The sequence below is a fragment of the Methanomethylovorans sp. PtaU1.Bin093 genome (assembly GCF_002067275.1).
Classification (GTDB): Archaea; Halobacteriota; Methanosarcinia; order Methanosarcinales; family Methanosarcinaceae; genus Methanomethylovorans.
On sequence record NZ_MVQX01000031.1, the window covers coordinates 14,100 to 34,986 of the forward strand.

Below are 20,887 nucleotides of genomic sequence, written 5' to 3' on the forward strand. Positions count from 1 at the left end.
TCCAAAACTATATCTTTACTCAGATCATCAAGTCTTAGCGGAGCCGTCAAGATGCGCATAGGGGTCTATATTTGTCATTGCGGACTGAACATCGCACATGTGATCAACGTGCATAGCCTGCAGGAGAAGGTCAGCAAGCTAAAGGATGTGGTGCTTGTGAAGGACCTGCAGTTCATGTGCTCGGATTCAGGCCAGGATTCCATAGCTGAGGACATAAAGGCACATGATCTTGATCATATCCTTGTGGCAGCCTGCTCCCCTAAGCTGCATGAGGCCACTTTCAGGAGAGTGCTCCAGAAGGCGGGGCTCAACAAATACATGCTGGAAATGGTGAATATCCGGGAACAGTGCTCTTGGGTGCACATGGGAGAACCGCAGCTTGCCACCCAGAAAGCCTTCGACCTCATACGTATGGGTCTCGAACGCCTTAAATTACTTGACCCGCTCCAGATAAAAAAAGTTCCTGCCAATAAGGGGGTACTGATCATAGGCGGGGGGGTCGCCGGCATCGAGGCTGCCCTTACCCTTGCTGACAGCGGGTATCATGTGCACATGGTGGAAAAGGAGCCCACGATCGGCGGAAAAATGGCACTGCTCAACGAGGTGTTCCCCACCAACGACTGCTCCATCTGCGTGCTCGCACCCAAGATGACCGATGTGCAGCAGCATCCGTCCATCGATCTCATGACCATGGCCGAGGTTTCCGAGGTAAGAGGCTTTGCAGGTAATTTTCAGGTAACCATAACAAAGAAACCCAGGTATGTCATCGAGGACAGATGCAAGGGATGCGTGGACGAATGTTCAAGAGTATGTCCTGTGGAGATCTCCAACCGTTTTGATATGGGTATGGGCAGGACCAAGGCTATAAACATGCCCATTCCCCAGGCTGTGCCCCAGGTGGCTTACATTGATAACGATCATTGTGTGGGCTGCGGATTGTGCCTGCAGGCCTGCCCTGCAGATGCCATTGACTACAACATGAAAGAGGAAACAATATCTGTCAAAGTGGGTGCTATCGTCCTTGCCAGCGGCTACAAACTATTTGACGCAGCCCGTAAGGAGGAATACGGATATGGTGTGTACCCGGATGTCATTACCAACATGGAGCTGGAACGCCTGCTCAATGCTTCCGGACCCACAAGAGGGAAAGTGCTGGTGCCTTCCACCAGGCAAATACCTAAGAAAGTGGCATTCATACAGTGTGTGGGTTCAAGGGATGAGACCGTGGGCAACCCGTACTGTTCGCGGGTGTGCTGCATGTCCGCCATGAAGAATGCCCAGCTGCTCAAGGAGCGCTATCATGATATCGAGATAGTCATCCACTATATCGATATACGGGCTGCAGGGGAGATGTATGAAGAGTATTACATCCGTTCCCAGTCAATGGGCATTGATTTCATCCGGGGTAAAGTGGCTGAGGTGCAACAGGACTTCAATAACAAGCTGTTCCTGAGGTTCGAGGACACATTAAGTTCCGAGGTAAGGGAAGAACACTATGACCTTGTGGTACTTTCCACCGGGCTGGAAGCTCCGGATGATGCTGATAAGATCTCCAGGGTCCTTAATCTTTCCCGCCGTACGGACCGCTTCTTTGCCATTGCCCATCCCAAGATGAGACCTGTGGATTCCCATGTGAAGGGAATTTACGTGGCAGGCTGTGCTTCTGGTCCGAAGGAGATACAGACGGCTATTGCCCAGGGGATAGCAGCCTCGGCCAAGACCATGCAATTACTTTCCTGGGGGGAACTGGAAACAGATCCGCAGAGTGCCCACGTGGACGAGGAGAAATGCATAGGGTGCAGGATATGCGAGGATGTGTGCCAGTTCGGGAAGATAAAGGTGAACAACGGCAAGGCCATGGTGGATGAGGTCTCATGCTACGGATGCGGTGCATGCAGTGCTTCATGTCCTACTGATGCCATCTTGATGCATAACAGCACCGATGAGCAGATCCTGGCCCAGGTGCGGGCGGCCACCGAAATGAAATCGGAGTTCCCCCTTATTGTAGCGTTCCTCTGCAACTGGTGCAGTTATACCTGTGCTGACCTTGCAGGCGTTTCCAGGATTCAGTATCCTACAAATCTCAGAGTTATCCGGGTCATGTGCGCAGGTCGCGTGGACCCTGAGTTCGTGCTGGAAGCTTTCAAGGGCGGAGCTGATGGCGTGCTGGTCGCGGGATGCCGGCTCGGTGAATGCCATTACATCTTTGCCAATTACAGTGCCAAAAAGAGGATGGAAGTGCTGCAGGGAGTGCTCGAGGACATAGGTATCGATCCCCATCGCCTGAAAGTGGAGTGGATATCGGCAGCTGAGGGTGAAAGATTTGCCAGGTCCATTGAAAGCTTTGTAGATGAGCTCAAGGAGATAGGACCTATAGGTTCCGAGCTGCTGGAGGGGCACAATGACGGATGACCGCGATGGAACATCCATGTCCCTGGAAAAGGAAATGGATGTGGATGGTACACACTTCATCTATAGGCAGATCAGCGACAGGTCCAGGAAAGTACTGGACTATGATTATAAAAGATGCATCGGCTGTGGCATCTGCGTAGGTCTCTGTCCCACAAAGGCTCTGGAACTTGGCCCTATGAAGGAGATCTCCATGGGGTTGGATGCCCCTCCGGTGACCATGGATCTGGATAAGTGTACTTTCTGTTCCATGTGTGTACAATTCTGTCCCATGCATGCTTATTCTATGACCGAGGAGGGTGATTTTCCTTTACATGAAAGGTTCCCACAGTACGATGACTTTGTGCGGACCAATGACAAGTGTCTTCCATGCGCTCTATGCGAGGCAGCATGTCCTGAAGATGCCATTGTGCTTGAACTGGACATGCCGACAAAAGCTGAAGTCTCGCCTTTTAAGGAAGGTATGGAAGGGCAGATAGAGATAGACACGGATAAATGCAACCTGTGTGGGCTATGTGCTCGGTTCTGTGATGCATTCCTGCTCATCGAAAGAGAAAAGACACCCACGGATGTCAGACCTTTCGAGCAACTGCTGGTGGATGAGGATAAATGCGATTATTGTACCCTTTGCCAGGACCTCTGTCCTGAAGATGCCATTCGCGTGGTCGGTGAAAAAAGAGGTGAAGCCCCGCCTGTGGCAGGGAGGGTGCTGATAGATGATATGAAATGCACCCGTTGTACCTGGTGCAAGATAGTATGCCCGTATGATGCAATGGACATCAAGAAACCCATTGAAGGTAAGATCACGCTCATTGCTCCCAACGTGAGCAAATGCGACCCTTTGGGCTGTCATGGGTGTTTCAACGTCTGTCCGTCACATCTGTGGTATGTGTCCAAAGATGGCAAGATTGCCATGCAAGAGGATATGTGTACCTATTGCGGTGCCTGCGTGAATGCCTGCCCTAAGGATGTGATGCGTGTGGAAAGGCACTTAGTACATCATACCGAGATACCTGACAGTCCCTGGGCGAACCAGTGGAGAGATGCCATTGATTCCATGGTAACAGGAAAACGCCATCTACCGGATGTATCCCGTACCCTGGAAGTGGAGCCGGAACCGCCCAGAGAGCATGTGGAAGTTGAACCGCCCAGCATAGACGGTAAGCTCCTGGCGCTTGCACGGGCGAGGCTTGAAAAGGTCACGCCGGCATTGAGCAGCACTTCTATCCGCAGGATGCTGGAAAGATCTGAAGATGTCGAGCCTCTGAGGGCTCGCATAAGGGAACAGATACTTAAGAAAGGACAATAAGGAACAATCATTAATACTTGCCTTACTATACGGTCAGCAAGTTGTAGACAAGACCAAATTCCTGAAGGGGACCAATTCTCATGGCTGATAACATGGCTGATAAATTAGATTACAGAGCTCTTGGTTTGAAATGCGGGCTTGAGATCCACCAGCAGCTGGACTCAAAGCAGAAACTGTTCTGCAGGTGCCCCACGATCATACGGGATATCAAGGAATCGACTTCTGAGTTCTTCAGGTTCCTGCGTCCCACGGCCAGTGAGATGGGGGAGACAGACAGGGCGGCTCTGGAACAGTCCAAGCTCAACCGTAAATACTGCTATAAGGCCTATGATTCCACGTGCCTTGTGGAAAACGATGACGAACCACCCACCGAGGTAAATCCGGAAGCTCTGGACATTGCTCTTGTGATCACCAAACTGCTGCACATGCAGCCTGTGGACCAGATGCACGTAATGCGTAAGATCGTAGTGGACGGTTCCAATACCAGCGGTTTCCAGCGTACAGCTTTCCTTGCAAAGGGCGGTTATCTGGAGACTTCCCAGGGGCATGTGGGTGTGGATGTGCTGTGTCTTGAAGAGGAAGCGTGCCAGAAGATAGAGGATCAGGGATATGTGGTGATATATTCCCTGGACCGGCTTGGCATACCTCTTGTGGAAATAGGTACGGCGCCGGATATCATATCCCCGGCACATGCAAAAGAAACGGCACAGCAGATCGGCATGCTGCTGCGTTCCACAGGCAAGGTGAAAAGGGGTTTAGGCACTATCCGCCAGGATGTGAACATCTCCATAGCAAAAGGTGCCAGGGTGGAGCTTAAGGGAGTACAGGCTCTGGATATCCTGGAAATGCTTGTGGAGAGGGAAGTGGAGCGTCAGGCGAACCTGCTTGAGATAAGGGATGAACTGCTGGCAAAAGACGCTTCTGTGTATGATAAGATATTCGATGTGACCGGTGTATTTGAAAGGACCACATCCAAGGTCATACAGAAGTCCCTGAAGAAAGGCAAGGTGCTTGCCATACTGCTTCCGGGATTTGCCGGGTTCGTGGGCAGGGAAGTCCAGCCTGGCAGGAGGCTTGGCACAGAGTTCTCTGACCGCGCCAAAACATCGGGAGTTGGGGGGATATTCCACACCGACGAACTGCCGAACTATGGCATTACAGAGGCAGAAGTGCTTGCACTGCGCCAGGCAGTGGGTGCAAAGGACGGAGATGCGGTCATAATGGTGGCAGATGTGGAGAAGCGTGCCAGGAGCGCTATGGAAAGTGTGATAAAAAGAGCAAAGGAAGCTCTTATGGGTGTGCCGGAAGAGACACGCAAGGCCCTTCCCGATGGCAATAGTTCCTACCTGCGGCCACTGCCGGGAGCGGCAAGGATGTACCCTGAGACCGATGTACCCCAGGCGGATATTTCAAAGGAACACTTTGAGAGCCTCCAAGTGCCTGAACTGCTTACTGAAAAGTCAAAACGGTTCACTGCTGCGCTGGGCTTAAGCAGCGAGCTTGCAGATATGATCGTGTATTCTCCATATCTTCCCTTGTTCGAGGAACTGGTCGCACGTTTCCAGGATGGGAAGATCGTGACACCGACCCTTATCTCCCGTACCCTTACGGGCATGCTGCCTGAGCTGAAACGTGATGCAGTGGACATCGACAGACTCTGCGATGATCATTTCAGACAGGTGTTCTCTCTGGTGGAACAGGCTGCATTTTCAAGAGAAGGCATCGATCCTGTGCTGAGGATACTTGCACAGAAACCTGGATTGCCTGCGGAGAAGGCTGCTGCAGAAGCTGGCCTTTCGGGCAGTGATACTGCCGAGATCGAGAAATTCATTGATTCCATGATCCATGAAAGGCAGGACTTTGTGAAAGAAAAAGGTGCTGGTGCCGTGGGTCCTCTTATGGGGGTAGTAATGGCTGAGTTCAGGGGCAAGGTGGATGGGAAAATATTGAGCGAACTGCTCAAACAAAAGATTAATAAATTCCTAAGTATATAATTCAATTAATGTTAAATCGTAAATTTATTTGTAAATATAATCAAGCAGTTTGCCTGCCTTTTTCCTTCATCTTCTTATTTCTATTTTTTTGTAGTACTTCAGCCGGCTCACCGGTACTGGAAGATATACAGGTTACAAGTGGTGTGAACGAGGACAGTCCTGCATGGAGCATGGATGGGAAAAAACTTGTGTATGCATCGGACCAGGATATATGGATAGCCCATGCAGATGGTTCCGGGTCCCGAAAATTATATGGTAGCATGTCATGGGATGGTGATCCTGTTTTCTATGACAGTAATTCCATTTTATTTGCTTCGGAGCAGGTAGATGCTTTTTCGTCCAAGTTCATCAGCATACACAGGATCGGTATTGACGGTACGGGGCGCAGACAGCTTACAACTAACGCTCATTCCCGCGAGCCTGCCCTAAGTCCGGATGGTGGTCGCATTGCTTACATTTCCAGGATAGGCAATGATTATGATATATGGGTAATGGCAACCGACGGTACTTCCAAGATAAGGCTTACAGATGGAAAAGGGAATGAAAAAGACCCTTCCTGGAGTCCGGACGGCAAATACATCTTCTATTCGCTTCAGGGTAATATTCTCAAAACTGATGTCGCAACCGGAAGCACTCTCAAACTTACGAATGACACATTCGAGAACACCGATCCGGAAGTAAGTCCGGATGGGACCTGGATGGCTTTTGTATCCACCAGAAGCGGTGATCAGGATATATGGCTGATGAACGCTGACGGAAAAGGTGCTATACAGCTTACATCAGATAGCGGTATCCAAAAAGGTCCCGCGTGGAGCCCTGATGGAAAAAGGATAGCTTACGTATCTGATGCCAGCGGTGAGTTCAACATCCGGGTGATGACCCTTGAAGATGGTCTTTCGATATCTGAGTATACAGAACAGGAAGAAATCGTTATACAGGATGAAAAAGGATCATCTCCCCTAGATCAATTATTGACCGAAAAGCCTTGGCTTGTGATCAGCGCCGCCGGTATGGTGGTACTCGTCTTTGTGATCTTCATGATCCGCAAGTTCCTGAAAAAGGTCGGTTTTGTTTGATACGGTGGACTCTTGAACGTCCATAATAAAAAAGTATATATACGATTATCTACCGGAGGTTACGTTACCATCGCAATACTTATAGCCTATTCATTTCATGTATACCCAGGTTCTTACGATGAATGCAGTACTAGGATTAGAAGATGGAACGATTATTCAAGGCACCGGGTTCGGTGCTGAAGGCATAGTTTCTGGAGAACTGGTTTTTACTACTCAATATACAGGTTATGAGGAGGCACTTTCTGACCCTTCGTATAAAGGGCAGATCCTGATGTTCACTTATCCGCTTATCGGTAATTACGGTGTTAGCAACAATTGTTTCGAATCTGACGGGGTCAAGGCGGAAGGCCTTGTGGTAAGGGAAGCCTGCCCTGAGCCTTCCCACCATAGATCAAAACGTACTATCTTCCAGCTTATGGAGGATGAGGGGAAACCCGGTATAGCCGGGGTCGATACTCGCATGCTGACCATCAAGACGCGTGAACATGGTACACTGCGTGCAGCCCTTATCAATGGCAGTGATGACGGAGAGGAAGCCGTGCGGCTTGCCAGGAAACAGCCGCACATATCTGAACTGGATTACATATCGATGGTAACCTGCAAGGAACCTTACAGGCTGGAAAGCCCCTTGAGGGACCCTTACAACCCAAAGCACGTTGTGCTCATGGATATGGGTATGAAGCGCAGCATCACCACAAGCCTGCTCAAGAGGGGTATTGATATCACGGTGGTGCCTGCGAACGCAAGTACCTCAATGATAGGATCATACGAGCCTGATATGCTTTTCCTTTCCAACGGTCCGGGTGACCCAAAGCAGGCAAAGAACGCTGTCGAGGCAGTAAAGGAGTTTGCCGGAACGATGCCCATTGTGGGCATATGTCTGGGCCATCAGATATTGTCCCTGGCGCTGGGTGCGGAGACCTACAAACTGAAGTTCGGGCACAGGGGAGCGAACCAGCCGGTCAAGGACTTCGAGACAGGCATAGTACACATAACTTCTCAGAACCATGGTTTTGCGGTGGACGGTGACTCATTCGGATCTGAGGATGTGGTTGTGACCCAGGTCAATACAAATGATAAGACCGTTGAAGGTATAGCTCACAAGTATCTTGACATGTTCAGTGTGCAGTACCATCCCGATGCACACCCGGGTCCCATGGATACGGAGAAGATATTCTTCGGTAAAGTGCTCAAGCTCATGGAAGGTGAGCAGTGATGCCCAAGAGGACAGATATCAAGAAAGTATTGCTCATAGGTTCAGGTCCGATCACCATCGGCCAGGCAGCAGAGTTCGACTTCTCAGGCAGCCAGGCCTGCAGGTCCCTCAAGGAAGAGGGATTACAGGTGGTGCTCGTTAATTCCAACCCTGCCACCATTATGACAGATCCTGAAATGGCAGATGCTGTCTATATAGAACCGCTTGACCCCAGGACTGTGGCTAAGATCATTGAAAAAGAGAGACCTGACGGTATCATTGCAGGCATAGGTGGCCAGACAGGCCTTAATATCACCAGCGAGCTTGCTGAGATGGGTGTTTTCGAGAAGTTCGGCGTAAAACTGCTGGGCACGCCGCTCCAGGCCATCAAGAACACTGAGGACCGTGAACTCTTCAAGGAGACCATGGAGAGCATCGGTGAAAAAGTGCCACGCAGCAAGGCAGTGTCCACACTGGCAGAAGCAGAAGGGCTCATTGATGAGCTGGGCTTGCCTCTTATCATAAGGCCGGCCTATACCCTGGGAGGTGCCGGTGGAGGTATAGCCCATTCCCGTGAGGAGCTTCTGGAAATAACTGAACGGGGACTTCGACGTAGCCGTATCAGCCAGGTGCTTATCGAAGAAAGCGTATTGGGCTGGAAGGAGTTCGAGTACGAGGTCATGAGGGATGCCAATGACACATGTATCGTGATATGTAACATGGAGAACATCGATCCCATGGGTATCCACACCGGCGAGTCCATCGTGGTCACACCTTCCCAGACACTTAACGATGAAGATCACCAGATGCTCAGAACTGCGGCCATTAAGATCATCCGTACATTGGGAATTGAAGGCGGCTGTAATATCCAGTTCGCTGTGAAGGATGGGGAATACAGAATAGTAGAGGTCAATCCGCGTGTATCCCGTTCATCGGCCCTGGCATCCAAGGCCACAGGGTATCCGATAGCAAGGGTCACTGCAAAGATAGCAATAGGCATGGCGCTGGATGAGATCCTCAACGATGTTACCAAGAAGACCCCCGCGTCCTTTGAACCCACCATTGACTACATTGTTACAAAGATACCGCGCTGGCCATTCGATAAGTTCGTGACAGCAGATAAGACCCTGACCACTGCAATGAAGAGCACAGGAGAGGTAATGGCCATCGGCAGGACCATTGAGGAGTCAATGCTCAAGGCAATAAGGTCCTTGGACATTGATATGTGCTTCGGCAAAGGGGAATGGAACGAGAATGAGATCCGTGCACTTCTGAAAACTCCGACGAGTGAGAGGCTGTTCGCTATCTACAAAGCCCTTGCCACAGGTTTTTCAATAGAGGAGATCACCGAGCTTACCTCTATCGATCCTTTTTTCCTCAGGAAGATCAGGAATATAATCGATATGGAGAACGCTCTTAAGGAAGCTGCTTCAAAGAGTGCTCTTCCGACGGACCTGCTCAGGAAAAGCAAACGTATGGGCTTCACTGATGAGCGCATTGGCGAGCTGACTGGCAGGACCCGCGCAGAGATCAATGACATGAGGCGTAATGCAGGTATTGTTGCCACTTACAAGATGGTGGATACCTGTGCTGCAGAGTTCGCGGCTGAAACTCCGTATTATTATTCATGCTACGAACAGATGTGTGAGATCAATCCATCTGACAGGAAGAAGGTACTCATCCTGGGTGCAGGTCCCATCAGGATAGGTCAGGGTATTGAGTTCGACTACTGTACCGTGCACGCTGTAACAGCTATCAGGGAAGAGGGTATCGAAGCCCATATCATTAACAACAACCCGGAAACCGTATCCACTGACTATGACACTTCTGACAAGCTCTTTTTTGAGCCCCTGACGCTCGAGGATGTCATGAACGTCATTGAGAGGGAAAAGCCGGATGGGGTGCTGGTGCAGTTCGGTGGCCAGACCTCTGTGAACCTGGCAATACCCCTGGAAAAGGAACTGAGGAGGCGCACGGATCTCCCAACCGTTATCATGGGCACTTCCCCGGCGGACATGGATGTTGCAGAGGACAGGGAAAAGTTCAACATCATGATGAAGCAGCTGGGTATCAACCAGCCTGAAGCGGGTTATGCCACATCCCAGAAAGGCGCTTTTGAGGTAGCTGCACGCATTGGATATCCTGTGCTCGTGAGGCCTTCATACGTACTTGGAGGCAGGGCCATGGAGATAGTGTACGATCAGAACGATCTGGAAAGGTACATGCGTGAGGCCGTCAGGGTCTCGCCACAGCACCCTATCCTTATTGATGATTTCCTGGAGAGCGCATTAGAGATCGATGTGGATGCTGTATGTGACGGCAAGGATGTGCTCATAGGCGCTATAATGGAACACATTGAGGAAGCCGGTGTGCATTCCGGTGACTCTGCCTGTGTGATACCGCCTCAATCCTTTACTGAAGAGACCCTGGAAACGGTCAGGGACTACACACGTAAGATCGCACTGGCATTGAACGTGAAGGGGTTGCTGAACATCCAGATGGCAAAACAGAATGGCATCGTGTATGTGCTGGAAGCAAATCCGCGTTCAAGCAGGACAGTGCCCTTCGTTTCCAAGGCTGTCGGACTTCCGCTTGCGAAGATCGCTGCAAAGGTCATCATGGGTCATTCCCTGAAGGATATGGGTTACAGTCTTGATAAGGAGCCACAGGTGAAACATGTATCTGTCAAGGAAGTGCTGTTGCCCTTCGATAAGCTGCCGGGCGCAGATCCGGTACTGGGTCCTGAGATGAAGAGCACGGGCGAGGTCATGGGCATAGATTATGACTACGGGCGTGCTTTCTTCAAGGCGCAGCTCAGTGCGGATAACTTATTACCCCTTACCGGAAAGGTATTCATGTCCATCCGGGGAGCCGACAGGGAACAGCTTGTGGAAGTTGCCCGCATACTGAAGAATGCCGGCATAGAGCTCATAGGCACTGACGGCACTGCGGAATACCTTGCAGAACACGGGATAAAGATGGATATCATCAAGAAGGTGCGTGAGGGAAGCCCCAATGTCATCGATATGATGCGCAGGAACGAGGTATCCCTGGTCATAAACACGCCTATCAACAAGCAGGCCCGCAAGGACGGTTACAGGATACGCAGGGCTGCTGTGGACTTCAATATACCGTACATCACTACCATCCAGGCTGCCATCGCTGCAGCCAGGGCCATTGAGGCCATGAAGGCCGGTGAGATCATCACCAAGTCCATCAACGAATACCATGAGGAGATCCTTAATTAAGGATACCCTTTTTTACTTTTCTTGTTATAACTCGAGTATATTCTGAGGAAATATCATGTCAAAGAAAGTAGTGCTCGCTTATTCAGGGGGACTGGATACTTCCGTATGCATCCCTATACTTAAGGAAGAATACGGTTACGATAAGGTCATTACCGTGTCCGTGGATGTCGGACAGCCCAGGCAGGAAGTGCTGGAGGCTGAACAGAAGGCAAAGAAGATCAGCGACGGACACTATACCATTGATGCAAAGGCTGAGTTCGTGAAGGATTACATCTTTCCCCTTATCAAGGCCAATGGCGACTATGAGGGTTATGTGATGGGCACTTCCGTGGCCCGTCCGCTCATTGCCAGGAAGGTCGTGGAAGTTGCTGAAAAAGAGGGTGCAGTGGCACTTGCTCATGGCTGTACCGGTAAGGGTAACGACCAGCTGAGGTTCGAGGCTGTGTTCAGGCTCACCAGTCTGGACGTTGTGGCACCCATGAGGGATATGAACCTCACCCGTGAGTGGGAGATCGACTATGCCAAAAAGCACGGTATCCCGGTGGCAGCTACCACCGCCAAGCCGTGGAGCGTGGACGAGAACATCTGGAGCCGCAGTATCGAAGGCGGTAAGCTTGAAGATCCCGGATTCATACCTCCTGAGGAGATCTACCAGTGGACGGTATCCCCTGAGAAGGCGCCGGAGGCTCAGATCATTGTGATCGGCTTTGAGAACGGCGTGCCTGTTTCCCTGGGAGGCAGGAAACTTGGCGGCGTGGAGCTTATCGAACAGCTCAACAAGATCGCAGGTTCCCATGGCGTGGGGCGGACCGACATGATCGAGGACCGCGTGCTGGGGCTTAAAGCAAGGGAGAACTATGAACACCCGGCAGCCACCGTACTGCTCGCAGCCCACAGGGACCTGGAGAAGCTGGTGCTTACCAGGCTTGAGCTCAAGTTCAAGAAGATCGTGGACGAGCAGTGGTCCGAGCTTGCCTATTCCGGTCTTGTGGACGAGCCCCTGTACCATGACCTGAACGCCTTCATTGACAAGACCCAGGAGCGGGTCACAGGTACAGTCACCGTGAAGCTCTACAAGGGCAGTGTCACACTGCTGGCTCGTACATCACCATATGCCCTGTACTCCGAAGACCTCGTATCCTTCGACACGTCTTCCATCGACCAGAAGGACGCTGAGGGCTTTGCCAAATACCATGGCTTCCAGGCACGGTTGTACAAGAGATTTGTTGAGAAGTGAGATCGTATGCCGAGGAGGCATACGGTTATTTGATATTTTATACTTGTTCATTTGATGCAATATTGGTTCTGTAGAAATCGTCACGCTACAATCCCAACTGTGGGCAGATGCAACCACAGAGTTCACGGAGATGAATAAATATTGCCATCCTCTGTGTTCTCTGTGAACTCAGTGGTTAAAACATAATATGTATGTTTTCTACAAAGCCGCAATATTTTTAAATACACTATTAACTTTCATGGGCGTATTTTCACGCCCACTTCTTACACTGTTCTATCCTTTTACCATTGTCTCCTTGTTCCTTGTCATAGGCAAATTGCATCAGGATATCGCATGGAAAAATATCACATTTTCCGCAGTTTTCAAGCTTCTTGCTTTCACAGCATGACTTGACAGGGCACTGCTCTCCCCAGAATGGCTTTTTAATTTGTACACAGCCATCACATTTCATTGGCTCCCGATATTCACACTCACTGCATAAAAGACCACATCTTGACTCGATCATTATGATCCCTCATCTTGTCAATTCTATCCAATAACATTGTAATGGATCTGCACCATTCCCTTTTCATACGAACTGACCTTGGTCAGCTCCAGTTTTATATTATCCTGTTCGGTGAACAACGGAATTCCTCCTCCCAGAATTGTTGGCAGGATGCCGACTATGATCTCATCTTTCCTTTTTTACCAGATTTCTTTTTAATTATACATTTGAATAATATAATCCATCATACTTATTTCCCAACAACAACATATAATAAAATGGTGGTTTTGTGAAATTAATATGGTATATAGCTTTAGTTGTGTTGATCACTGCAGTTCTTTTTTCCGGATACAGTAAATTATCGGATAACGAAGATAAGTATACGGTTGAGATCATTGCAAATGGAGCACAGGTCCGCAATGCAAATGGTATATTATTTGACAGCAATGACAAATTATATGTTACCAGTGTATATGGGGGGGAAATTGTTGTCCTTGATCCAGATACTGGTGAGATCACGAACAGGCTGGGTATTGAGAGTGGAGTAAAATGTCCCGATGATCTTATCTTCGGACCGGATGGCTCTCTTTATTGTACTAATCTTATTGTCGGGGAAGTGGGACGTTTGTCCCCTGACGGGGCTATTTCAAATCAGTCCATTGCACCTGGTGTCAATTCTATTACCTTTTCAGACGACGGGCGTCTTTTCGTTGGATTGGATTTCATGGGAGATGGACTCTACGAACTGGATCCTGCATTTTCCATGGAACCACGTCTTATCGCTAAAGACCTAGGCTGGCTTAACGGCATGGATTGGGGTCCTGATGGATATCTGTATGGTCCTGTATGGACAAAAGGCGAGGTTGTACGCATTGACGTGGATTCCGGTAATATCACTACTGTTGCAAAGGGTTTTGGTATCCCTTCATGTGTTAAATTTGACTCTTCGGGAGATCTGTACGTAGCTGATTATGACAAAGGAGAGATTTCTCGCATTTACCTTAACAACAGTACAACAGTGGTTATAGCCAGTGGTCTTAAAAGGATGGATAGTATAGCTTTTGATTCCAATGACCGTCTTTTCACCTCTGCGGAAGGTGGAACTGTCTATGAGGTACTAACCGACGGAACCACAAGGGAAGTGCTCAAAGGAGGCATGATAGGACCCGGTGGTGTGGCTGTTCAATCTGATCCCGATTCCGGAAATGATTCTGTATTCATTGCTGACCTTGCTTACCTGCGCGAGCTGGACGGGCAGACAGGTCAGGAGATATATGTCGAAAGACACATCATGGGAGATATCAGTAACTACAATGGAACCGGAGCCGGGAAGCTCACTTCACCTATAACGGTCTCATCTAACGGAAAGGATCTTGTCATCTCATCGTGGGTCTATGACATAGTGCAGGTATGGGATCCAGCTGAGCATAAGTTGATTAAGGAATATCTTAACTTTTCTGTACCCATGAATGCAATTGCATTCCAGGGAGATCTGGTTGTAGCTGAATTGGGTATGGAAGAAGGCGCAGCACAAGTCCTAAGAGTGAACGATACGAGCCGAATACCGCTTGTCACAGGACTGGCAGTGCCTGCCGGACTTGCTGCAACAGATAACGATCTATGGGTAAGCGACTGGTACTTAGGCATGGTAATGCAGCTGGTGAAAGATGGCGAGACTCTTACAGAACCAATCCCGGTTGCAACTAATCTGTCTTTCCCTGAGGGGCTTGCTGTGGATAAGGATGGGAACCTGCTGGTCGTTGAGACCGGTACTAGAAGCCTGTTGAAGATCGATCTTAAGACCAAAGGAACAAGCACTATAGCCAAAGATCTGGAAGTTGGTGCACCGAATATTCCGGGTCTGCCTCCGACATTCATATTCAATGGGGTGGGCGTGAGCCCTTCGGGTACAGTCTATGTAACAGGAGACAAAACAAACGTGCTCTATCGTATCCAGATCAGTTCATGACCGATCCAATGGCGTGTAAAGATCTGCAAATAATTAAGCGTTTATGCCAAAAGGCATGCTCTTTTTTCTTTTTTTATTTTTATTCAGTTATCTTTAGCTTCTTGTATCTGATTTCGGATTTTGGCAACGGTTCTTAGATACTTTTTAGTTTCATCAAGGTGAACTTTATGGCCACAAGCGAGGAAATCACCCCAACATTTTCCATTAAGGTTCTTTTATCGTTCTTGAATTTTTGGAGGCTTGCTCCAAAATCATGGAATGTTGGTACATGTTCAACAATGTTCTTTGCAGAGAGTAGTTGGAAGCTGTTGGATACAGGCATAAATAAAAAAGAGCCGGCCATATAGACAGGCGTTGTATCAGTTTCTGTTCTTGACGAGGAATGAGATGAAATCCGGGCTAAGCCTGGTCTCCCTTACCAGCTTTTCAACTATGTCCTGTTCTGCCATCCCATTTTTCTGATACTGATCTATGCGGTCATAAACGCTCGGGGAAACCTCCGAATATTCATTGATATCCTTGCGATGTCCCCATACATCTCCCTCCAGCAGTTCAATACCCTTCATTTTAAGGTACATCGTTACAGAATTAGAAATAGTTCTCCTGTAAGAGGATGGAATATGCAGAGCTTTAATATGTGGACATTTCATTATAAGTGTTAAGATGTCTGTATTGGACGGCCTGAATGCAAGGTGCACCATCTCTTCGTTCGGATCTAAAGTATTGATCTCTTCCTTGGAACTAACAACTCTTATTTTCATATCTTATTCTCCTTTAAAAATATCGTTTTCGCAACACAAAGAATTTTGCCATCCACTATTTTTTGTAGATGCATAATCCTATTTATAGTTTTTTGAATATATTGTACATAGTTAGAATGTGTGTGCTACTTCTCACAAAAGGTAGTATAAATATCCAATAATCTTCATAGAAGCATGCCGATATCAAAAAAGCATTAATACAATGAATAAATAAGATACATTAGGCATGAACGATCACGGACCTAGGGATTATATCTATACTTTGCAGAACAATACCCTCAACCTTTTGCTATGTGCTCAAAAAGAGGCACGCTATAAGCTTGAGCAGATATGTGAGAGGATCAAGGTAGAGGTTCCTGTAAGCCAGAGGCAATCTTTGTTCTTATTTCCATTTGCGGATACTGTTAACCTTTCAGATCCAATTGATATTATGATCGATCGGTTCATCAACCAGATCGTTCTACTTGAAAGTATAGGAAATCCTCCTTTACCTGTAGATCTTGAGGACGTTTTCAAATTTGCAAAGAAATTGCCGGCATACGACGCTTTTCAGGTAGCAGAGTACGTACTGGATACATACCTGCAAAACAATAACAATGCTCTGAAGCGTATAAAGGCAGATTGTCAAAAACTCATTCCTCTAAATGGAGATAGGCTTTTTTCTGATAGGATCGAAGTGAAGCACGATACTGTGATCAACCTAAAAGCCTCAGGGAATCTGCAGGATTCAACAAAATGTGTTGAAAGCCTGCTGAAGATGCTCGATGTTGTCATCCATTCAGCAGAGCCGCTAAAAGCCCGGAGCATCCATATCGATCCCGGAGAATCATATCTTACCGAGGATGTCAGGCTCTACTTCTTCAAGAACCGGACGATTCGCCTGGTATTCAAAAAGCCGGAACATGCAAGGAAATTCATTATTGCTCTTCAAGGTGCCGATGGCCAGGAAAACAATACCAATATCCATGAAAAACAACAATTGTCCTTTGCCAGCTATTCTTCTGCTATTTAATGTGCTTATAGGACCAAAACACGTATTATCTATTTTCAATAACTATGTTTGATGCCCATGTCAGAAGATCCTCTTAAGAGTAGTCGGAAAGAATGGATAGAGAAAATAAAAAAAGAAAAGGGTATAGTACGCAATCCTACAGAAGACCACGACATAGGTCTGAAAACACTTCAGAATCCTGTAAGAAGGAAGATATTGTCTTTTCTCGCAGAGGCTGACAGGACAATTGAAGATATACAAAACGGCTTCAAAGTTGACAGGATGCAAGCCAAATTCCATCTTGACATGCTGGAAAATGCGCTCTATATTGAAAAAATAGCTGCCGATGGCATAGAACAGTATCATCTTTCACCCAGGGGTGAAGCTTATCTGGAAAACGTAAAACCTGGTAATGTCAATCGGAAACTCTGATTTTAAATAATTAGGATCATGGCTCTGTAGAAATGCTCAGGGATACACGGCATCAACAATGACCACAGAGAACACAGAGTTCACGGGGAAGGTAAGTCTTATGCATAGCATCAGGTACATCCTTTAGTGGGAAATTTGTTTTTTCTCTCCCACTCTTATTTGTGTAGTGATTATAAGCCAGTTTCAAAAATTCCAAAAGAGTCTTTTAGATCAATAAGTAACTAATACTTATTACTGTTCATCTTATATGTACAAAAAAATTTGATTTATCTGAAAATGCAGGATTTTGAAACTAGCTCACAGATAAATATCAGCCAGACGATGAACTATTTCGTGTAATTGCTTGTGTTTGCCCAAACCGATCTTTTCCTTTTCCAAGATCTCAAATTCTTCAAATAACTCCTGGTTCTGCTCGCCTGAAAGTTTCTTTTCAGCCAGCGCGAAAAGAATATTGTTTTCTTTATCGATGTGTTGTACAAGGAGTCTGATGTAGTATCTTACATATTTGATTAACTTTGCACGATTCTGAGGATCCATCTTATCATCGTCAGAAATAGCCTCACCTATAGCCTTTGCATACTTACGTCCTGTTTCGTGCTCAGCAAGAAGAATTTCTATTAGTTTTTTCGATTCATCTCCATCTATGCTCTCCAATGTAGGGAAAAGCGATTCCTCTTCCTTCCCATGGTGGCACTCGTCAACAAAAACAGTCATGAACTCATGTAACTGCTCAAGGTGGTCATGATCAACATCTTCTCCCTCATCAAGCAATTTGCATACCTTTTTCAGAATATCGAGCATTATAGTTATTTCACTGTGCTCATTTCTTAAATCCTCAACACCCATCATTCATGATCACTCCTATATGTTTCTAATTTCAGACTATGCTGATAATACAATGATTTCTACATAGCCAGGATTGTATATCAATCCTATTTACTCTCTTATAGCTACAGCATCAAGAATCCCCATTAGTCCAATGAGGATCTCAAATCCAGGGAGCTTTAACGGAGCTCTGTACGATTTCTGTTCCCTGTGGAGCCTCTCCACCATTGATCAGCTTTTCTGGGCTTACTGATAACATTGTGATCACGAAGACCAATGTCATCAATATATCAATTATCTTTTTCATTTTATGTACCCCTGAATGGAAATAACACCAACTATTGGAAGATCATTTGTCTGATCTAATTTCTTATTTATTTATGCTAAGTTGATTTTTACCATTAAACTTAATATATATTAGATTTTTCATTTTAATTGATATTAAAAAACACAAAATTATTAATACTAAATAGGAGTAACAAATTCATCTTTATGCTAGAGGAGCAATACAAATGAGAGTAAAAGACGCATATAAAATATTTATAATTACTTCACTGGTCATCGCTTCTACTTTATGTGCAGGTTGTATGGACAGCTCATCGACCAGCCAGAGCGTATCGAATAATAACGATACTATCACTGTAACAGATGCCCTTGGAAGAACTGTGGAAGTGCCCAAATCCCCTGAGCATGTCATATGCTCCGGTTCCGGCGCTCTAAGATACCTCACTTATCTGGAAGCCCAGGACAGGATAGTTGCTGTTGACAGCATCGAAACCGAGGAATCAAAATTCGATGCCAGACCTTACGCACTTGCAAACCCCCAGTTCAAGGAGTACCCTGTTTATGGGGAATTCAGAGGTAATGACGATCCTGAAAAGATAATGGCACTTGACCCGCAGCCTCAGGTCATCTTCAAAATGTATTCCACATCAGGATACGATCCTGTAGAACTGCAGAAAAAGACCGGTATCCCTGTAATAGCCCTGAACTACGGAGATATGGTCAACAACAGAGCTGACATGTACAACTCACTCCGCATAATGGGAGAGGTAATGGGTAAAGAGGACCGGGCCGAAGAGCTCATTGCCTTCTTTGACAGCACCATCGCAGACCTGAACGAGCGCACTGCGGATGTCCCCGAAGAAGAGGAAACCACATGTTACGTTGGTGGTATAGCCCGCTCAGGCCCGCACGGCTTTCAGTCAACAGAACCAACATATCCGCCCTTCCTCTTCATCAATGCAAAGAACGTGGCATATGATCCTATGAACCTCACCACAGCAGAGGTTTCCAAGGAAAGCATACTTGGATGGGACCCTGAGATAATATTTGTGGATCTGTCGACAACCCAGTCAGAAGACAAGTCCAGCGCTCTGTACCAGTTGCAGAACGATGTGTCTTACAGAAAGCTTACAGCAGTGCAAACAGGAGAGGTTTACGGAGTGCTCCCATACAACTGGTACACACAGAACTACGGATCTGTGCTTGCTGATGCCTATTTTGCAGGCAAGCTCCTGTATCCTGAAAGTTTTGAGGACGTGGACCTGGAGGACAAGACCATCGAGATATATACTTTCCTGGTTGGAAGGGGCGATGAGGAAGTAGGCCGCCAGGTGTATGAAAAAATGATCAACGCCTTCTCGGTTCCTGCATTCACGAAGCTTGACGTCTGAGAATGGAAAAACACTAATGGTGAAAGGAAATGAACTTTCAGGAAGGGGACATAGCCGGCAGGTATAAAGAGCATACAGCCAAAAAAAGAACATATATACTGGTAGGTCTTGTGCTCTTACTTGTGGCAGGCGTGCTTTCAATAGCCACAGGATCCGTGGAGATCCCGCCACTGGACGTAGTGAGGACGCTTGCCGGATACACAGTCTCGACAACCTGGGACAGCATCATATGGAACGTCCGTTTACCGCAAGTCCTGACAGCCATTGTAGCCGGTGCAGGCCTGGCAGTTACAGGTGTTGTGATGCAATCCATACTGCGTAATCCCCTTGGCTCTCCTTTCACCTTAGGGATATCCAACGCTGCAGCCTTCGGTGCAGCATTCTCCGTCATAATACTGGGTGCAGGGAGCACCAGCAGCAGGGTAGGGGATGCAGTCACAATAAATAATCCCTATGTAACCACTGTAGCAGCATTTGTTTTTGCCATGCTGGTCACCTTGGTCATCCTGGGCTTTTCAAAGATAAGAGGCACTAGCCCGGAGGTAATGATCCTTGTGGGAGTTGCAATGGGCTCGCTGTTCACGGCCGGGACAATGTTCCTGCAATACTTTGCCGATGATGTGCAACTGGCCTCCATGGTGTTCTGGACATTTGGGGACACTGCAAGGGCAAGCTGGGAGGAACTTGGGCTCATAACTGCTATAGTAGGTGCCTCCATGATATATTTCACATTCAATCGCTGGAAATACAATGCCATTGATGCAGGCGATGAGACCGCCAAAGGGCTTGGAGTGAATGTGGAAAAAGTGAGGCTCTGGGGTATGCTATGGGCGTCCCTTGTCACTGCCATCATCGTGGCATTCCTGGGCGTCATAGGCTTTGTGGGACTCATCTGCCCTCACATGACGCGACGTCTTATCGGTGATGACCATCGTTTCCTGCTGACAGGAAGCATGGTAATGGGTGCCCTGCTACTACTTTGCGCTGACACCACGGCAAGGCTCATGATGCAGCCATACCAACTACCTGTTGCTGTGCTGACATCTTTCCTGGGTGCGCCTACTTTCATTTACCTTATACTAAAGGGGAGAAGAATATGATACTTGAAGTAGATGGTGTGGAATTCCAATACAGGAGTAAAGAAGTATTGAAAGATATAGAATTCCATCTGAAAAGGAACGAGATACTATCCATATTAGGACCGAACGGTGTAGGAAAGACCACTTTGTTAAAGTGTATGAACGCTATCCTCAAACCCAAAAGGGGTACGATACTTATCGA

Annotated in this window: 18 protein-coding genes; 14 read left to right on the forward strand and 4 right to left on the reverse strand. The window is 47.5% G+C overall.

Annotation, left to right across the window (positions count from 1 at the left end; genetic code table 11):
- The first annotated feature begins 51 nt into the window (after nt 1–51).
- From hdrA2 to A4E24_RS03245, 7 genes are all read left to right on the forward strand, one after another.
- On the forward strand, nt 52–2,412 hold the full coding sequence (gene hdrA2 / locus A4E24_RS03215; protein WP_292351612.1) for a CoB-CoM heterodisulfide reductase HdrA2: 2,361 nt from the start codon (nt 52–54) through the stop codon (nt 2,410–2,412).
- The gene (locus A4E24_RS03220) at nt 2,402–3,718 is read left to right on the forward strand and encodes a 4Fe-4S binding protein (RefSeq protein WP_292351614.1); all 1,317 of its coding nucleotides are present in this window, start codon (nt 2,402–2,404) and stop codon (nt 3,716–3,718) included. Before hdrA2 ends, A4E24_RS03220 begins: the two co-directional genes overlap by 11 nt.
- Nucleotides 3,719–3,810: 92 nt before the next feature.
- A complete protein-coding gene (gatE, locus tag A4E24_RS03225; protein WP_292351639.1) occupies nt 3,811–5,712 on the forward strand; it encodes a Glu-tRNA(Gln) amidotransferase subunit GatE in 1,902 nt (633 codons plus the stop codon).
- Between the two features lie 143 nt (nt 5,713–5,855).
- Nucleotides 5,856–6,788 (forward strand): DPP IV N-terminal domain-containing protein, encoded by a 933-nt coding sequence (locus tag A4E24_RS03230; protein ID WP_292351616.1) that lies wholly within the window; start codon nt 5,856–5,858, stop codon nt 6,786–6,788.
- Nucleotides 6,789–6,906: 118 nt separating this feature from the next.
- A complete protein-coding gene (carA, locus tag A4E24_RS03235; RefSeq protein WP_292351618.1) occupies nt 6,907–8,004 on the forward strand; it encodes a glutamine-hydrolyzing carbamoyl-phosphate synthase small subunit in 1,098 nt (365 codons plus the stop codon).
- Nucleotides 8,004–11,231, forward strand: coding sequence for a carbamoyl-phosphate synthase large subunit (gene carB, locus A4E24_RS03240; protein WP_292351620.1), 3,228 nt, complete (start codon nt 8,004–8,006; stop codon nt 11,229–11,231). The genes carA and carB overlap by 1 nt, the downstream gene beginning before the upstream one ends.
- 55 nt (nt 11,232–11,286) lie before the next feature.
- Nucleotides 11,287–12,468 carry an argininosuccinate synthase gene (locus tag A4E24_RS03245; RefSeq protein ID WP_292351622.1) on the forward strand — a complete coding sequence of 394 codons (1,182 nt, stop codon included), beginning with the start codon at nt 11,287–11,289 and terminating at the stop codon, nt 12,466–12,468.
- 250 nt (nt 12,469–12,718) lie between these two features.
- Here the strand turns inward: A4E24_RS03245 and A4E24_RS03250 are convergent, their stop codons facing one another.
- Entirely contained in the window at nt 12,719–12,973 is a 255-nt protein-coding gene (locus tag A4E24_RS03250) for a DUF3795 domain-containing protein (RefSeq protein ID WP_292351624.1), read from the reverse strand.
- A 268-nt stretch (nt 12,974–13,241) separates the two neighbouring features.
- Here A4E24_RS03250 and A4E24_RS03255 point away from each other — a divergent pair, with 268 nt between their 5' ends.
- Together A4E24_RS03255 and A4E24_RS03260 are read left to right on the forward strand one after the other, a co-directional pair.
- Nucleotides 13,242–14,921 (forward strand): SMP-30/gluconolactonase/LRE family protein, encoded by a 1,680-nt coding sequence (locus A4E24_RS03255; protein ID WP_292351625.1) that lies wholly within the window; start codon nt 13,242–13,244, stop codon nt 14,919–14,921.
- A gap of 167 nt (nt 14,922–15,088) precedes the next feature.
- On the forward strand, nt 15,089–15,268 hold the full coding sequence (locus tag A4E24_RS03260; protein WP_292351627.1) for a hypothetical protein: 180 nt from the start codon (nt 15,089–15,091) through the stop codon (nt 15,266–15,268).
- Between the two features lie 12 nt (nt 15,269–15,280).
- Here A4E24_RS03260 and A4E24_RS03265 read toward each other — a convergent pair whose 3' ends face one another.
- Entirely contained in the window at nt 15,281–15,682 is a 402-nt protein-coding gene (locus A4E24_RS03265; RefSeq protein ID WP_292351628.1) for a DUF1699 family protein, read from the reverse strand.
- A gap of 226 nt (nt 15,683–15,908) precedes the next feature.
- Here A4E24_RS03265 and A4E24_RS03270 point away from each other — a divergent pair, with 226 nt between their 5' ends.
- Nucleotides 15,909–16,694 carry a hypothetical protein gene (locus tag A4E24_RS03270; RefSeq protein WP_292351629.1) on the forward strand — a complete coding sequence of 262 codons (786 nt, stop codon included), beginning with the start codon at nt 15,909–15,911 and terminating at the stop codon, nt 16,692–16,694.
- A 51-nt stretch (nt 16,695–16,745) separates the two neighbouring features.
- Nucleotides 16,746–17,105, forward strand: a complete 360-nt coding sequence (locus tag A4E24_RS03275; RefSeq protein WP_292351630.1) for a winged helix-turn-helix domain-containing protein — start codon at nt 16,746–16,748, stop codon at nt 17,103–17,105.
- A gap of 297 nt (nt 17,106–17,402) precedes the next feature.
- On the opposite strand, the gene A4E24_RS03280 is transcribed toward A4E24_RS03275, so the two are convergent.
- Entirely contained in the window at nt 17,403–17,954 is a 552-nt protein-coding gene (locus tag A4E24_RS03280) for a hemerythrin domain-containing protein (protein ID WP_292351632.1), read from the reverse strand.
- A 139-nt stretch (nt 17,955–18,093) separates the two neighbouring features.
- Nucleotides 18,094–18,237 (reverse strand): hypothetical protein, encoded by a 144-nt coding sequence (locus A4E24_RS03285; protein ID WP_292351633.1) that lies wholly within the window; start codon nt 18,235–18,237, stop codon nt 18,094–18,096.
- A 205-nt stretch (nt 18,238–18,442) separates the two neighbouring features.
- Between A4E24_RS03285 and A4E24_RS03290 the strand changes: the two genes are divergently transcribed.
- The 3 genes from A4E24_RS03290 to A4E24_RS03300 all read left to right on the forward strand — a co-directional run.
- Nucleotides 18,443–19,606, forward strand: a complete 1,164-nt coding sequence (locus tag A4E24_RS03290) for an iron ABC transporter substrate-binding protein (RefSeq protein WP_292351634.1) — start codon at nt 18,443–18,445, stop codon at nt 19,604–19,606.
- 29 nt (nt 19,607–19,635) lie between these two features.
- Complete coding sequence (locus A4E24_RS03295; RefSeq protein WP_292351636.1) at nt 19,636–20,706, forward strand: iron ABC transporter permease; 1,071 nt, start codon at nt 19,636–19,638, stop codon at nt 20,704–20,706.
- A partial coding sequence (locus A4E24_RS03300) for an ABC transporter ATP-binding protein (RefSeq protein ID WP_292351637.1) occupies nt 20,703–20,887 on the forward strand: 185 nt, incomplete at its 3' end. The genes A4E24_RS03295 and A4E24_RS03300, both read left to right, overlap by 4 nt.

Bases quoted from the DNA above. Each gene is read 5' to 3' on its own strand.
- hdrA2 (WP_292351612.1), top strand. From the start codon at position 52: ATGCGCATAGGGGTCTATATTTGTCATTGCGGACTGAACATCGCACAT.
- A4E24_RS03220 (WP_292351614.1), top strand. From the start codon at position 2,402: ATGACGGATGACCGCGATGGAACATCCATGTCCCTGGAAAAGGAAATG.
- gatE (WP_292351639.1), top strand. From the start codon at position 3,811: ATGGCTGATAAATTAGATTACAGAGCTCTTGGTTTGAAATGCGGGCTT.
- carA (WP_292351618.1), top strand. From the start codon at position 6,907: ATGAATGCAGTACTAGGATTAGAAGATGGAACGATTATTCAAGGCACC.
- carB (WP_292351620.1), top strand. From the start codon at position 8,004: ATGCCCAAGAGGACAGATATCAAGAAAGTATTGCTCATAGGTTCAGGT.
- A4E24_RS03245 (WP_292351622.1), top strand. From the start codon at position 11,287: ATGTCAAAGAAAGTAGTGCTCGCTTATTCAGGGGGACTGGATACTTCC.
- A4E24_RS03250 (WP_292351624.1), bottom strand. From the start codon at position 12,973: ATGATCGAGTCAAGATGTGGTCTTTTATGCAGTGAGTGTGAATATCGG.
- A4E24_RS03260 (WP_292351627.1), top strand. From the start codon at position 15,089: ATGGCCACAAGCGAGGAAATCACCCCAACATTTTCCATTAAGGTTCTT.
- A4E24_RS03265 (WP_292351628.1), bottom strand. From the start codon at position 15,682: ATGAAAATAAGAGTTGTTAGTTCCAAGGAAGAGATCAATACTTTAGAT.
- A4E24_RS03270 (WP_292351629.1), top strand. From the start codon at position 15,909: ATGAACGATCACGGACCTAGGGATTATATCTATACTTTGCAGAACAAT.
- A4E24_RS03275 (WP_292351630.1), top strand. From the start codon at position 16,746: ATGCCCATGTCAGAAGATCCTCTTAAGAGTAGTCGGAAAGAATGGATA.
- A4E24_RS03280 (WP_292351632.1), bottom strand. From the start codon at position 17,954: ATGATGGGTGTTGAGGATTTAAGAAATGAGCACAGTGAAATAACTATA.
- A4E24_RS03285 (WP_292351633.1), bottom strand. From the start codon at position 18,237: ATGAAAAAGATAATTGATATATTGATGACATTGGTCTTCGTGATCACA.
- A4E24_RS03290 (WP_292351634.1), top strand. From the start codon at position 18,443: ATGAGAGTAAAAGACGCATATAAAATATTTATAATTACTTCACTGGTC.
- A4E24_RS03295 (WP_292351636.1), top strand. From the start codon at position 19,636: ATGAACTTTCAGGAAGGGGACATAGCCGGCAGGTATAAAGAGCATACA.